Consider the following 13,260-nt stretch of genomic DNA (forward strand, 5'->3'; position numbering starts at 1 on the left):
GAATCCCACTATGAGCACTTACACCAATTTCACCGTCGAAACAGACGCAGACGGCATTGCCCTTGTAACCTGGGACATGCCGGAAAAATCCATGAACGTCTTTACGGCGGAGGTCATGGAAGAGTTGAACGCGATCGTTGACGCGACGGTGGCGGATGCTGCGGTCAAGGGCGTGGTCTTCACCTCAGGCAAGAGCAGCTTTTCCGGCGGCGCTGATCTGTCGATGATCAAGTCCATGTTCTCCTTCTACAATGAAGAGAAGGCGAAGAACCCGGATGAAGCGTCCAAGAAGTTGTTCGATCTCGTCGGCAAGATGAATGGCCTGTTCCGCAAGATCGAAACCAATGGCAAGCCATGGGTATCCGCCATCAACGGCACCTGCATGGGTGGCGCGCTGGAACTGTCGCTGGCCTGCCACGGTCGCGTGGCCTCCAACGCCAAGAGCGTCAAGCTGGCGTTGCCGGAAATCAAGGTCGGCATTTTCCCCGGTGCCGGTGGCACGCAGCGCGTGTCGCGCCTTACTGATGCGCAATCCGCGCTTCAAATGATGACGACTGGTCAGTCGCTGACGGCAAGCCGCGCCAAGTCCATGAACCTCGTGCATCAGGTGGTTGAACCGGATCAACTGATCCCCGCCGCCAAGCAGATGATCAAGGACGGCCTGAAACCCGTTGCCCCATGGGATGAAAAGGGCTTCAAGGCCCCCGGCGGCGGCATCTGGACGCCTGCCGCAGCCCAGCTGTGGCCCGCAGCCCCAGCCATTCTGCGCCGCGAAAGCGCTGGCAATTATCCGGCGGCACTCGCCATTCTGAAATGCGTCTACGAAGGCCTGCAATTGCCCTTCGACACCGCCCTTAAGGTGGAGCAGCGCTATTTCACGGAAATCCTTCGCTCGAAGGAAGCCTTTGCGATGATCCGCTCGCTGTTCATTTCCATGCAGGAACTGGGCAAGGGCGCTCGTCGCCCGGCTGGCCAGCCCAAGAGCGATCTGAAACATGTCGGCGTCGTCGGCGCTGGCTTCATGGGTGCATCCATTGCCTACGTCACCGCCGTTGCCGGTCTCGACGTCACCCTCATCGACCGCGATGACGAGGCCGCCGCCAAGGGCAAGACGACCTGCGAAGGTCTGGTGAAGGACAGCGTCACAAAGGGCCGCATGACGCAGGAAGAGGGTGCCGTCATCCTCGCCCGCATCACGCCAAGCTCGGATTATGCCTCGCTCAAGACCGCAAACCTCGTCATCGAAGCCGTGTTCGAAGACCGCGACGTGAAGAAGGCCGTGATCGAAGCGGTGGAAGCCGTGCTGCCGGAAGGCGCGATCTTTGCCTCCAACACCTCCACTTTGCCCATCACCGGTCTGGCGCAGAATTCCAAGCGTCCGACTGATTTCATCGGCATCCACTTCTTCTCGCCGGTCGAAAAGATGATGCTGACGGAAGTCATCCTCGGCAACGAAACGGGCGACAAGGCACTGGCCGTGGCACTGGACTACGTCGCGAAAATCAAGAAGACGCCGATTGTCGTCAACGACACGCGCGGCTTCTTCGTCAATCGCTGCGTGCTGCGTTACATGGCCGAAAGCTATGACATGCTGATCGAAGGCGTGCCTGCCGCCATGATCGAAAATGCCGCGAAATTCGCCGGTATGCCGGTCGGTCCACTGGCGCTCAACGATGAAGTCGCCATCGACCTCTCCTACAAGATCCTCAAGGCCACCGTCGCCGACCTCGGTGAAAAGGCTGTCGATCCGCGCCATATGGAGCTTGTCAAGAACATGGTGGAAGGCGAGGGCCGCTTTGGCCGCAAGAACGCCAAGGGCTTTTACGATTATCCGGCAAAGCCTGCCAAAAAGTCTCTCTGGCCCGGCCTGAAAGGCCTCTTTGCGCAGAAGAAGCCTGAGGATGTCGACATGGACGTGCTGAAACAGCGCTTCCTCGTCACCATCGCTCTGGAAGGGGCCCGCACGGTCGAAGAAGGCATCGTCACCGATCCGCGCGAAGCCGATGTCGGCTCCATCCTCGGCTTCGGCTTTGCGCCTTACACCGGCGGCGCGCTGTCTTACATCGATGGCATGGGCGTGGCCAACTTCGTGGCACTGGCCGAAAAGCTCAGCCAAACCTACGGCCCGCACTTCAAGCCCACCCCGTTGCTGCAAGATATGGCCGCCAAGGGCGATACCTTCTACGGCCGGTTCGATCCCTATGGCGCTGCTGCAAAAGCCGCTTAAGACCAAAATCACTCAACCATCAGCAGGCCCTTCGGGGCCTGTTTCTGTATCTGGCCATGTCGATAACAATCTGGAATTGCTTCATCGATGTATAATATAAAGATTATAGAGAATTTTTACAGGAATGGTCGGCCTCTGGCCCGTTAACTTTGCTCTGAGCATTCTTCATTACTTGAGATTATTATGATGACATAATAACGGCTTTTCCTTTATATCGAATTTGGCAACGGCTGGGGCACCTTTGCCACCCAATCTTAAGCGCCTCAATCCCAGAGGACTTTCCCATGAAAAGAACCATTTTGGCCGCCGCCTTTGCGCTGGCGCCGTTTTTTGCGCAGGCAGAAACACTCAAGTTTCCCAGCGAAGCGCCCATAGCATCGGTCAAAATCCCTGACGATTGGGGCCCGAAGGAAACCGAAACCGGCATTGACGCCACTTCGCCTGATGCTGCGATCTACTTCTCCATCGATGTTGCCAGCGACAAGACCATGGACAAGGTCATCGACGATGCCATCAAGTTTTTGACGGATAATGGCGTGGAAATCGATGCCAGTTCGAAGTCCGATTCCGGCGATGTCGATATCAACGGCATGAGATTCGGCAGCATTGAATTCGATGGCAAGGATGAAGACGGCCCGGTTGACGTTTCCCTCGGCTTTGCCTCGCCAAGAGAAGGCAAGATGCTGGTCGTGACCTATTGGGGTACGAAAGCCACACAGGATGCACACCACAAGGAACTGGTCAGCATTCTACAATCGCTGAAGCCAGTGAAATAAGCCCTGCCGAAGGGCTCGATTTACATACTGTTCTATGAAAGGCCCGCTGGCATGCAAGCGGGCCTTTTGATTTTGCCTCCCAGATTGACCGGAACGCTGCATCCTTTTCTCATGTCCCGCGTTTGCAGACTATCCATCCAGGCCGCGGTGTTCGCGGCGTCATTACGCGTTTATGCGAGAGGAAAATTGAATGAGGGCGCCGGTACGTTCCCATGGTTTCGACAAACCATCCGATCTTGAAGACGAACTTTCTGAACTGGAAGACGACATGAGCACAACACCCAGAAAGCCCGCCGCCCGCGCCAAAGCTCCCGAAAAGAAGACCATTGACGCATCGTTGCGCAAAGAAGTCGATGAGCTTCGCCAGCAGATCGACGCCATCCGCAAGGACGTAGAAAAGCTTCAGGCCGCACAATCCTCCCGCAAAGCCCAGCCCCAACAATCCCACCACAGCGCCGATATAGCAAACTGGCTCCCCGTCGTCCGATCGGTCGCCATCACCTCACTCGCCGGTCGTATCTTCGCCTCGTCCCCCATCATGGCGCTTCTGGTCGCAGCAGTGCCTTTTGCGCTGGGGCTCTCCGCCGGATCGAAGTGATGCGCTTCATCATTTTGGCGACACGTTTATGGTCGTTGACGTACAGACCATCTAACATGCTGGGAAAGTCGCAACGTAGCACATCGCATCCTTAGGTGCCCGTAAGGGCCTAGAAGGATGAGGTTTTCCATTTTGCGCCCTTCCGTCCGGAGAAAGTTTCAGGCTCACATTGGACCATCTCGCCATGAGAAAAGACCCTTGCAACAACCATCCACAGGCGCTTCAAAAAAACTGTCAAAAAAGTTTCGTCAAGCGCTTGCCATGGCCGAACAAGATGTTATAACCCCGCTCACTTCCGGGGCAGCAAGCTTCTCCGGCGCTTACCAAAAGCGATGGTTCGTCAGAGCCTGAAGTGCCCGAATAGCTCAGTTGGTAGAGCAGCGGATTGAAAATCCGCGTGTCGGTGGTTCAAATCCGCCTTCGGGCACCATTTTTCTTCATCAGCGAAAGTGTGTGTTTTGGAAATAATATTCCCGCTGATAGGGCGCTTGCGTTCTCGAGAGTGCTTGGCTGGTCTCCGGTATGTAACTCACCAAAAGACTTCTCCAATTACCTCACTCACCAACCCTACTCAACAGTCAGCAAAGTATCGCGCGAGAAATTCTTGTCCATCGTCAATGCAATGAACTGATCGAGCTTGCGATTGAAGTTGTGGGACGCGAATAGATTGGCGCGGGCGTGGCAGGCTTCCGGTGAAAATTCGTTGCGGGCGCTTTCGAACTGATCCACGGCATCGACAATTGCTTTTGCGGTTTGTGTTGGAAACAGCACGCCGGTCGCATCGCGCTCCCCGTGAGGCACGACGATGTCTTGGGCGCCGCCCCGCGTATATGCAATCACCGGAGTTCCGGCAGACAAAGCTTCTGCCATGACGATGCCGAAATCTTCGTAGGCCGGGAAGATAAATGCTCTCGCCTGGCTTATCGTTTTGATGAGTTCAGCGCGCGGCAGATGACCGGTGAAGGTGACATTTGGTCCTGCGCGTTCTTTGAGCCGGTTTAGTTCCGGACCGTCGCCGCAGACAATCAGTTTGCGGTTTGGCATGTCTTTGAATGCGTCAACGACAAGATCGAAGCGCTTGTAGGGGACGAGCCGCGAAGCGCAGACGTAGTAATCATCCTTTTCCGTCTGAATCGGGAAACTATCCACATCGACGGGAGGGTGCAGGACGTAGGAACGACGTCCGTAAATTTGCTCTATACGCCGTTGGACGACGGAAGAGTTGGCGAGCAGCACATCCGCTCCATGCGCCGATCTGACGTCCCAAATACGCAGCTTGTGGAGTGAATGGCGTAATATTGGGCCGAACGGCAGCTTGGACATGGATGTCCGCCGCATATATTCAAATGTCTGGTCCCAGGCGTAGCGCACGGCGGTATGGACGTAGGCTATGTGGCGTTGATGGGGGTGGACGATGACACCCTTGGCAAAGGCTGCGCTGGACGACAGAACCAAATCATAGTCTGCCAGGTCAAAACTCTCTATCGCAGAAGGGCAGAAGGGAAACGTGTATCGATAATAATTCTCTCGGAGAGGGAGGCGATCAAGATAACTCGTGAAAATTTCCTTGGCGCCGATTTTCTTCAAGTCGCTGTCGTTCAAGAAATTAAATAATGTGTAGAGATCGCTCGGCCCGGTGCTTTGCATTATTGCCGACAATACTTGCTCCGCACCGCTGAAAACAGGGAGCCAGTCATGAACTACAGCGACTTTCATTATAACTCTCTTGATACCGACGGAAAATGGACGCCCAAGGCGGACAAGCTATGAATTAACGCCCGTCAGTAGTCGATAAAAAAATAAGTATTTCGTAAATTTATTTCATAAGCGCTGGAGCAGTGCCATCGCACACGACGTGCAGCTTCGTCACCAGCCTTTATCCAGCGTTCCCGATGATTTGCAGCTCAGGTTTAAAACGGCTTTTCGCACCGCGTCCCCTGTCTGGAGAAGGCGATGCGCAGACGGATATCACTCCGTGTACATCTCGCCCGAGGATGTCACGATCTGCCATTTGCCATCGACATTGCTCATTGAGAGAAGCTTGCTCTCGTCGGGCAGGGTTGAGCCGATCTGGACGAGGAACATGCCGGATTTGTCTTCGATCAGTGCGCGGCCATTTGAGACATGCAGCAGTTTGAAACGGGTGCCGCCCGGGAAGGGCTGAGACTTTCCATCGGAATTGGTGTTTTTTCCAGTGCCATCAGTCTGCACGGCTGCTGTCGTCAGGGCGTCGAGATCGAGAGTGGGTATATCTTTTCGGCCATTGGAGGTGAGGCCTTCGTCGAAATGGGGGATCACCGTATCGACCCCGCCACCCTGGCGTTGAGGCACGTTTTTCAGCGCTTCCCAGCCTGCACCGCTGATGCCGAATTTTTCGGGGTTGAAGAAGACATACCACGGCAGGGCGGCAGCCGCGCCGGCCACGATGATGAGGCCGCCGGTCAGGAACCGGTCGAAGTCGCGTATCGAACGTCTTTGCCGGGCCTTGCGCTCAACGGTGTCACTGGTTTCTTTGGTCTGTCTTTGTCTCATGAATTTCATCATCATTACCCCCGCCGCTGCACGGGCGCTGGCTGGTTGTTGACCGGAGCGTTTCTGAGTGCGTTGGCAAGTTCCGCATAGGCGTCGATGACTGTGGCATCGCCGGGGGATTGCTTGAGCACGTCGTAAACGAAAGGAACCTGCCTGACCGCCATGTCGAGCTCGGCGTCCACGCCGGGTCGATAGCCGCCGATCAGGCGCAAATCCTTGGTTTCTTCAAAATTGTGGATCAGCGACTTCAGCCGCGAGACCAGCTTCTGCTGGTCGGGCGTCCATGCCTTGTGGGACAGGCGGGAAATCGACGCCAGCGGGTTGATGGGTGGATATCGGCCCTCATCCGCAAGCGAGCGGTCCAGAACGATATGGCCATCGAGAATACCGCGGGTCGAATCGGCAATCGGGTCGTTGTGGTTGTCGCCATCCACCAGAATGGAGATGATAGCGGTGACCGTGCCTGTTCCTTCTTCGCCGGGACCTGCGCGCTCCAGCAGGCGCGGCAGTTCGGTAAAGACCGATGCGGGATAGCCACGCGCAATCGGTGGCTCTCCGGCGGCAATCGCCACTTCGCGAATGGCGTGGGCGAAACGGGTGATGCTGTCTGCGATGAAGAGGACGTTTTCGCCTTTATCGCGGAAATGTTCGGCAATCGTCATGGCAACCAGCGGTGCCATTTTGCGCAGCATCGGGCTTTCGTCACTGGTGGCGACGATGGCGATGGATTTCTGCATGTTGTCACCGAGCGTATCCTCGATGAATTCGCGCACTTCGCGGCCTCGTTCGCCGACAAGCGCGATGACGACCTTGTCGAAGGCATCGGCACGGGCCAGCATCGAAAGTAGTGTGGATTTACCGACGCCCGAGCCCGCGAAAATGCCAAGGCGCTGGCCGAGGCAGAGCGGTGTGAAGATATCGATGGCTTTGACGCCGGTGCGGAAACCCGTGTCCACACGGCTGCGTGTCATGGATGGCGGCGGCAGCGTCATCACGGATCGTTTCTTCGGCCCCTTCGTCAGCGGGCCCTTGTTATCGATGGGCTTGCACAGAGAATTGATGGTGCGCCCGCACCAGCTATCGTCTGGTTCGACGCGGAATTCGCCTTCGCGCAGCACAATATCGTTGACGCCGATGGGGTCACCCGGCTCGATGGCGCAGACATAGATCAGGTCCGGCTCAACGCGAACGACTTCGCCCAGATGCAGGCCCGTGGCGCTTTTGTGGACCACGAATTCGCCAAGGCGGACATGTTCCGAAAGCCCGCTGACCGTGTAGTGGCCAGCGGCGATGGTCCTGACCCGTCCGCCGCGCGACATGGGCATGCCGGACGACATCTGCGCGTCCAGCATCTGTGCCAGGGCTTCGAGTTTCGGAAAGATGGTCGGCTGGATCTCGGTTTCCATTTACATCAAGCGCCGGTTACTGCCCGCCACCAAGGGTGCGGACGGCCTGTGAAAAGGAATCCTCGGTGGATTTCATCAGCGAGGAGATGCCTTCGAAAGCCCTGTTGACCTGAATGAGCTGCGTCATCTGGTTGATGGGATTGATGTTGGACTGTTCGACATAACCCTGAACGACGCCGACAGAGGAATCGTTGACCACGGGTTGCGGTGCCTGTGAGAAGATCACGCCACTGTTTTCATAGCGCATGAAACCTTTGGTCGCATCGGCAGTGAAAAGACCCAACTGGGCAACGGTCGTGCCATTTTGCATGATGCGTCCGTCGGATCCGACGGTCGGCTCACCGGCTGCCGGGTTGAGCTGAATGGGCGCGCCACCGGCATCTACCACCGGATAGCCCTGTGTGGACACCAACTCGCCGGTGATTGCCATTGAGAAGCGGCCATCGCGGGTCATGACCTGACCTGCGGGAGTGTTGATGCCGAACCAGCCATCACCCTTAAGCGCGAAGTCGAAGGAGTTGCCCGTCTGGATCATTTCGCCATTGCGGGTGGACAGATAGTCGCTGCCCTGCGTCACGAAGGAAATGTCTGCCTTGAGATCGTTGCGTGTCTGGCTCATCACCTGGTCAAACTTCACTTCCGTACCGCGAAAGCCGACCGTGTTCATATTGGCGATGTTGTCCGCAATGGTCGTAAGGCGGCGCTCCAGTGCGATCTGGGAGGAAATGCCTACGTAAATACCAGACTGCATGTCGGTCTCCTGTGCGGAACTCTAAGAAAGGTGGGCGCGCAACGACACGTCACCCGCATAGTGTTCCCCAAACTAGGGACGCTTGCTTGTGCGAAGCTTTTGAGTGGCAGCTTGGTTAGAAGAGAGAAAAGCGGAGGGCTCTGAAAAGGCGTGGCCGGAGACAAACTCTGCAACTCCGGCTTTCAAGCCAGCCTCGCACAAGGCATGTCCCATATCCCTGACATGCGAAATTGGCATCAGACGCGAGCTTCAGATGAACATTATTATCGGACTAGTCATTACCTTCGGCTGTATTATCGGCGGTTACATGGCCATGGGCGGCCATTTGGACGTGCTGTTCCAGCCGTTTGAGCTTGTCATCATCGGCGGTGCTGGCCTCGGCGGCTTTATCATGGCCAACCCGATGAAGGTGGTGAAGGACAGCGGTAAAGCCATTGGCGAGGCGTTCAAGTTCTCAGTGCCGAAAGAACGCAATTACCTCGACGTCCTCGGTGTTCTCTACTCGCTGATGCGCGATCTGCGCACGAAATCGCGCAACGAGATCGAAGCTCACATCGATAACCCGGACGAGTCCTCCATCTTCCAGACCGCTCCGTCGGTTTTGAAGAACAAGGAACTCACATCCTTCATCTGTGATTACGTTCGCCTCATCATCATCGGCAATGCGCGCAGCCATGAAATCGAAGCGCTGATGGATGAGGAAATCGAGACTATCCTGCACGACAAGCTGAAGCCGTATCACGCCATCACCGCGATGGGTGACTCCTTCCCGGCCATCGGTATCGTCGCCGCCGTTCTCGGCGTTATCAAGGCCATGGGTAAGATCAACGAATCGCCTGCCGTTCTCGGTGGCCTCATCGGTGCAGCGCTCGTCGGCACCATGCTTGGCATCATTCTGTCCTACTCGATTTGTAACCCGCTGACGTCGCAGATCAAGATCGTGCGCACCAAGCAGCACCGCCTCTACATCATCGTGAAGCAGACGCTGCTGGCCTATATGAACGGCTCGGTGCCACAGGTCGCGCTCGAATATGGCCGCAAGACGATTTCCGGTTACGAGCGTCCATCCATCGATGCCGTAGAGCAGGAAATGATGAACCCGGGCGGCGACCAGAAGGCGGCTTGATGATGGCAAATGCTGCACAAACGAATGTCACGGCAATGGACCCGGCGCTTCTCGCAAAGCTGACGGGTGGCCTGGGCGACGGCAAGAAGGTTGCCAAGATCGGTGCCGATATCGGCCAGATTTACAGCAACTTCCTGCCGGATATCTTCCACAGCGAGACGGGCATCGGCATCGACGTCGATTATGTCGGCTGCGAATCCGGTCTGATGACCGATCTCATCCAGAAGCTCGGCAAGGATTTTGCCGTGGCCGACTGCTCGTTGCGCAACTGGTGCCCCAACTTCATGCTGGCCACCGGCACAGCCTTCATCATGGCTTTGATGGAGCGCATGCTGGGTGCGGCACCCGATACGATCATGGAGCCGGAAGTTCGCGCGCTATCGCAGATCGAGCTCGACCTCGCCGCCCTCGTCATGGGCCGCGTGGGTGACGTTCTGCGTTCGGCGGTGAATGCACCGGGTGGTTTCGAACCAACCATCGACCCGCCGTTCAACGGCAATGGCAAGAGCGCCTTCGAAGAGGCTATCGCTGCGCAGTTCGGCATGCTGGTCCGCCTCAAGGTCGATATCGGCAAGGTCTCGTCCGAATTCGCCATGGTCATTCCGCAGCGCACGCTTTTGAAAACCACCATCGTTGCGCCGAAACCATCGCCGCAGGCGCTGAAGAAGCAGGAAGAGTGGATGGAGATGATCTCCGAACAGGTGAAGCGTTCGCAGGTGACGCTGGAAGCCAAGATCAGGCTGCAGAGCCTGACGCTGAAAACGATCTCGCGGTTGGTGGAAGGCGATGTCATTCCCTTCCGCGATATCCGCCAGGACGATATCTGCGTCGAGGTCAGCGCCAATGGCGCCAATATGTACAACTGCGAGTTTGGTCGCGCAGGGGACAGATACACGGTTCGTGTGAAAAACAACGTCAGCACGGACGATGAAATTCTAAGACATTTGATGGGTTAAATCTTGAACATGCCTCCCTGGAGGCGTGGGCAGCTTGACGCAAGTTTCAAAGGGAATAATTAGCGCATGGCTACGAAAAAGACACCAAAGACCGACGATGATTTGCTGCCTTCGCTTGATGATACAGGCGATCTGGATCAGGCGATTGGCGATCTGCGCGGCGTGCTGAAGAGTGATTCGGAAGGATCGCTTGGGGATTTTGGCGATTTCGGTGACTTCGGTTCGGCAAGTGCCGAGCCGGCTGGCAACGATCTGGCGGCATTCGGTGGCGGAATAGACAGCTTCGGCATGTCGGATTTCGGCTCCTCATCCGCACCGCTGGCCTCATCGCCGTCGCCGCTGGGTAGCGGACTGTCCGACAACCTCGATCTGATCATGGATATTCCAATTGATGTCCAGATCGTGCTCGGCACCAGCCGCATGCTGGTTTCGGGATTGATGGGTCTGGAAGAGGGTGCAACGATCGCGCTTGAGCGCAAGATCGGTGAGCCCGTGGATATCATGGTGAATGGCCGCTGCATCGCACGCGGCGAAATCACCGTGCTGGAAGACGACGATACGCGTTTCGGTGTGAAGTTGATCGAAGTGATGAGTACGAAGAAAGCCTAATCCCTGTGGGGACGGAGAGGAAAGACCATGATGGACTTTGAAGATTTCGGTAACCCAATTGCTGGGAAGCCGTTGTCTCAGGCTGATAAAGCCGCCGCCGTACTGCTGGCGATGGGAAAAGGCGTGGCCGGAAAACTCCTCAAGTTTTTCACGCAGGCCGAGTTGCAGACCATCATCAATTCGGCCCAGACACTCCGCGTCATTCCGCCAGACGAGCTCGCGCAGATCGTGGCGGAATTTGAAGACCTGTTCACCGAAGGCACTGGCCTCATGGACAATGCCAAGGCCATCGAAAGCATTCTGGAAGAAGGTCTGACACCGGAAGAGGTTGACGGTCTTCTGGGCCGCCGTGCCGCTTTCCAGGCGTTCGAAGCATCCATCTGGGACCAGCTTCAGGATGCGGACCCGCAGTTCATCGGCAAGTTCCTGATGCGCGAGCATCCGCAGACCATCGCCTATATCCTCTCCATGCTCCCATCCTCCTTCGGCGCAAAGGTGCTGTTGACCATTCCGGACGAGCAGCGCGCCGACATCATGAACCGTACGGTCAACATGAAGGAAGTCAGCCCCGCCGCCGCACAGATCATCGAAAAGCGCGTCATAACGCTGATCGCGGAACTCGAAGCAGAGCGCAATGCAGGCGGCTCCGCAAAGGTTGCAGACCTGATGAACGAACTCGACAAGCCGCAGGTCGATACCCTGCTCAGCTCGCTCGAAACGCTCAGCAAGGAATCTGCAAACAAGGTCAAGCCGAAGATCTTCCTCTTCGAAGATCTCATGTACATGCCGCAGCGCAGCCGCGTTTCGCTGCTCAACGATGTGTCGGCGGACATTCTCACCATGGCGCTTCGCGGCGCCACGGCAGAGATCAAGGAATGTGTGCTGTCCAGCATCAGCCCACGTCAGCGCCGCATGATCGAATCCGATCTTGCCGTGCCGACAGCATCGCTCAACACGCGCGAAGTGGCGATTGCCCGCCGCGCCGTTGCGCAGGAAGCCATCCGTCTGGCCAATTCGGGCCAGATATTGCTGAAGGAAGCGGCGCCTGCCGATCAGTCAGCCGCTGCCTAAAAGCCTCACGGGCCTATAAAACCTGTGTGGCCAGCCGAGGCGGCTTGCGGGGCGAAGCGCCCCTCTATACCCTGTCAATAACGGCCCGCCAGTTCCGGCGGGCTTTTTTCTATTGAGGGGACGTGTCTTGTCGGACGAAGACAAAGACAGTAAAACAGAAGAACCAACAGAGAAAAAACTACGCGACGCGGAGGAGAAGGGTAATGTCCCCTCATCGCACGAAGCTTCGCTGTTTGCCTCGACGCTCGCCTTCTACGTCTACCTCGTTTTTTTCGTGCCTGATGGAATCAAGAGACTGGGTGAGACGCTCGAGGACATTCTCGAACGTCCCGAGCAATGGCGGCTGAACACCGCAGCGGACATGGTGTCGCTCGGTCTGCATCTTTCCAAGGAAGTCGGCGTGATGCTTCTGCCCGCCGCGATCCTGTTCATCGTTTTCGGCCTTGGCCAATCCTTCGCACAGAATCTTCCGCAATTCGTGCTGGACCGGATTACTCCTCAGGCATCCAGAATATCGCCTATTGCGGGCTTTACCCGAATCTACAGCGTCGACGGTCTGGTCAATTTCGGCAAGTCGCTGTTCAAGGTGGTCGTCGTCGCGATCATTATGGTGATGACGCTGAAGGCTGATTATTACCGCCTTCTCGATGCCCTGATGACTGACCCGCACGCCATGATGTCCACCGGCTTCGAAGTTCTGAAGAAGATGGTGGTCGTCGTTCTCTTCTCGACCGGCATTCTGGCTGTGGCCGACTATTTCTGGGCCAATTATCGCTGGCATAGCCAGCAGAAAATGTCCAAGCAGGAAGTGAAGGACGAATACAAGCAATCGCAGGGTGACCCGGTGGTCAAGGCCCGTCAGCGTTCGATTGCCCGTGACCGCGCCCGCCGCAGAATGATGGACGGTGTGCCACGCGCCACCCTCGTCATTACCAACCCGACCCACTATGCCGTTGCGCTGCGCTATGTGAAGGAAGAAAGCGACGCGCCCATCGTGGTCGCCAAGGGTCAGGATTTGATTGCTCTGAGAATCAGAGAGATCGCGACCGAAAACGGAATACCGATTTTTGAAGACCCGCCACTCGCCCGCTCCATGTTTGCGCAAGTCTCGGTCGATAGTGTCATCCCGTCAGTATTTTATAAGGCCGTGGCGGAACTGATTCACAAGGTTTACGCCGCACGCCAAAACAAAAGACGGGTAAACTGAT

The 13,260-nt window shown here is 56.6% G+C and carries 12 protein-coding genes and 1 tRNA gene; 9 read left to right on the forward strand and 4 right to left on the reverse strand.

What is annotated here, in order from left to right:
• Window positions 1-10 precede the first annotated feature (10 nt).
• From ABUK73_RS08475 to ABUK73_RS08490, 4 genes are all read left to right on the forward strand, one after another.
• The gene (locus ABUK73_RS08475) at window positions 11-2,227 is read left to right on the forward strand and encodes an FAD-dependent oxidoreductase (protein WP_353576892.1); all 2,217 of its coding nucleotides are present in this window, start codon (window positions 11-13) and stop codon (window positions 2,225-2,227) included.
• Window positions 2,228-2,511: 284 nt separating this feature from the next.
• Window positions 2,512-3,003: a histidine kinase gene (locus tag ABUK73_RS08480; protein ID WP_353576893.1), complete on the forward strand. Its 492-nt coding sequence runs from the start codon at window positions 2,512-2,514 to the stop codon at window positions 3,001-3,003.
• Between the two features lie 190 nt (window positions 3,004-3,193).
• Window positions 3,194-3,601 carry a hypothetical protein gene (locus ABUK73_RS08485; RefSeq protein WP_353576894.1) on the forward strand — a complete coding sequence of 136 codons (408 nt, stop codon included), beginning with the start codon at window positions 3,194-3,196 and terminating at the stop codon, window positions 3,599-3,601.
• Between the two features lie 354 nt (window positions 3,602-3,955).
• A tRNA-Phe gene (locus tag ABUK73_RS08490) sits at window positions 3,956-4,031 on the forward strand.
• A gap of 137 nt (window positions 4,032-4,168) precedes the next feature.
• On the opposite strand, the gene ABUK73_RS08495 is transcribed toward ABUK73_RS08490, so the two are convergent.
• From ABUK73_RS08495 to flgF, 4 genes are all read right to left on the reverse strand, one after another.
• Window positions 4,169-5,317, reverse strand: coding sequence for a glycosyltransferase (locus ABUK73_RS08495; protein WP_353576895.1), 1,149 nt, complete (start codon window positions 5,315-5,317; stop codon window positions 4,169-4,171).
• Window positions 5,318-5,569: 252 nt separating this feature from the next.
• Window positions 5,570-6,133, reverse strand: a complete 564-nt coding sequence (locus tag ABUK73_RS08500) for a flagellar protein (protein WP_353576896.1) — start codon at window positions 6,131-6,133, stop codon at window positions 5,570-5,572.
• Between the two features lie 14 nt (window positions 6,134-6,147).
• The gene (gene fliI / locus ABUK73_RS08505) at window positions 6,148-7,539 is read right to left on the reverse strand and encodes a flagellar protein export ATPase FliI (protein WP_353576897.1); all 1,392 of its coding nucleotides are present in this window, start codon (window positions 7,537-7,539) and stop codon (window positions 6,148-6,150) included.
• Window positions 7,540-7,555: 16 nt separating this feature from the next.
• Window positions 7,556-8,290: a flagellar basal-body rod protein FlgF gene (gene flgF / locus ABUK73_RS08510; RefSeq protein ID WP_353576898.1), complete on the reverse strand. Its 735-nt coding sequence runs from the start codon at window positions 8,288-8,290 to the stop codon at window positions 7,556-7,558.
• A gap of 253 nt (window positions 8,291-8,543) precedes the next feature.
• Between flgF and motA the strand changes: the two genes are divergently transcribed.
• The 5 genes from motA to flhB all read left to right on the forward strand — a co-directional run bounded on the left by motA (window position 8,544) and on the right by flhB (window position 13,259).
• Window positions 8,544-9,416, forward strand: coding sequence for a flagellar motor stator protein MotA (motA, locus tag ABUK73_RS08515; protein ID WP_113089791.1), 873 nt, complete (start codon window positions 8,544-8,546; stop codon window positions 9,414-9,416).
• Entirely contained in the window at window positions 9,413-10,372 is a 960-nt protein-coding gene (locus ABUK73_RS08520; protein ID WP_454892342.1) for a FliM/FliN family flagellar motor switch protein, read from the forward strand. The genes motA and ABUK73_RS08520 overlap by 4 nt, the downstream gene beginning before the upstream one ends.
• A 66-nt stretch (window positions 10,373-10,438) precedes the next feature.
• Entirely contained in the window at window positions 10,439-10,981 is a 543-nt protein-coding gene (gene fliN, locus ABUK73_RS08525; RefSeq protein ID WP_113089681.1) for a flagellar motor switch protein FliN, read from the forward strand.
• 27 nt (window positions 10,982-11,008) lie between these two features.
• Window positions 11,009-12,052 carry a flagellar motor switch protein FliG gene (fliG, locus tag ABUK73_RS08530; protein ID WP_113089682.1) on the forward strand — a complete coding sequence of 348 codons (1,044 nt, stop codon included), beginning with the start codon at window positions 11,009-11,011 and terminating at the stop codon, window positions 12,050-12,052.
• A 127-nt stretch (window positions 12,053-12,179) separates the two neighbouring features.
• Window positions 12,180-13,259: a flagellar biosynthesis protein FlhB gene (gene flhB / locus ABUK73_RS08535; RefSeq protein WP_353576899.1), complete on the forward strand. Its 1,080-nt coding sequence runs from the start codon at window positions 12,180-12,182 to the stop codon at window positions 13,257-13,259.
• The last annotated feature ends 1 nt before the right edge of the window (window position 13,260 follow it).

Origin of the sequence: Agrobacterium vacciniicorymbosi (assembly GCF_040427045.1) — a bacterium.
Taxonomy (GTDB): domain Bacteria; phylum Pseudomonadota; class Alphaproteobacteria; order Rhizobiales; family Rhizobiaceae; genus Agrobacterium.